This is a genomic window from Gordonia sp. DT219 (assembly GCF_049847065.1).
Taxonomy (GTDB): domain Bacteria; phylum Actinomycetota; class Actinomycetes; order Mycobacteriales; family Mycobacteriaceae; genus Gordonia.
In genome coordinates this window covers 1-1,178 of the sequence record NZ_JBNCNR010000058.1, presented here as the reverse complement: position 1 = coordinate 1,178, position 1,178 = coordinate 1, and the positions used below count along the sequence as shown (strand labels likewise).

Below are 1,178 nucleotides of genomic sequence, written 5' to 3'. Positions count from 1 at the left end.
GTGTCCGGGGATGGTGGTCGCTAGCGCGAGTCTAACACGAGGCCGGATAATGTCGCGGTCACTTCTCCACGCGAGTCCTGCGCGGGTAGGTGTTCGCCTTCTCGTGCGCATCCAGCACATCGCCCAGCCGGTACTTCCACTCGGGCGATGGAGCATCTGGGTGTTGGTCCTCGTTCGGCTTGTCCTGCCACCCCTTGAGCAACCCACGGTTGCGCAGGTACGTCACCCGCTTTCGGTTGAGCCCCTTGCCGGTATCGCCTAGCTTGCGGGCCAACTTCTCGACCTGCGGGCCGGTAACGATCTGCCGGTTCGCGGCAGCTACCCGCTCGGGGCTCACGGTGTGGTCGAACTCCGACCAGGAGACGGCCCGCTCGCACCTGCCGATCACATCGCACACGTCGTTGAACGACTCCTCTCCGGACTCGATGAGCTGCAATCCGAAGCGGTTGTCGTGCAGCCATTTCCCCATGCCGGCGATGCTGTTGCCGATGTTGTGCCCGTCGATGTTGCGCTGCTCGCACAGGTCTCGGATGACGGCGACGAGGGTGTTGCGCAGGTCGTCGATGAGGCTCTGCATCTCGATCGAGTAGGGCGGCTTCGATCTTGGCACCGATCTGCGCACGGGTGTGCCGCGCCGGAGTCCGGTGACCGCGACTGCGAGTTCGGCTTCGAGGCCGGGCAGCTTGGCGAGCTGGTGTGCGAGGTGGTCGATCTCGGCGCGGGTGAGGTATGACTCGGTCATCTCCGCCTCCCGTCGCTGCGTACCGCCCACATGGGCGGAGTGGTGGATGGCCGAGGTAGCGCCCGTTGCCGGGGATCGTCCTCCGAATCACCGACCTCGGCGAGAGAGGGCCGGTTCGCGTTCATGAGTAGTAGCGCGCTCGTCTGCTGGAATGCGCCTCGGGCGTGAATGGCGAACCCGCTGAATTGTTCGACCATATCGCCGACAGGCTCGTCAATCCAACCTCCGACGGTCCACGGGTCATCTGGGACCGCCCAGCGACTCGGCCGCACAGGCCCATCGACATCCGATCCGGGGCAGAGTGCGTGCGGAAGCCCGTGCCATTCGGAGCCGCACTCGTGCGGGCACGCCGGCTGGCCGAGGTTGTGATCGAGGATGCGATTCTCGGGATTGGCGGTCACTCGTGGTCCTCTCGTTCGGCCGTGATGGTGAGTTC

Annotated in this window: 1 protein-coding gene; it reads right to left on the bottom strand. The window is 65.2% G+C overall.

Annotated features, from left to right (window positions below; translation table 11 throughout):
* Positions 1–58: 58 nt before the first annotated feature.
* Positions 59–742, bottom strand: a complete 684-nt coding sequence (locus ACPXB3_RS22370; RefSeq protein ID WP_425729837.1) for a hypothetical protein — start codon at positions 740–742, stop codon at positions 59–61.
* Positions 743–1,178: the final 436 nt, after the last annotated feature.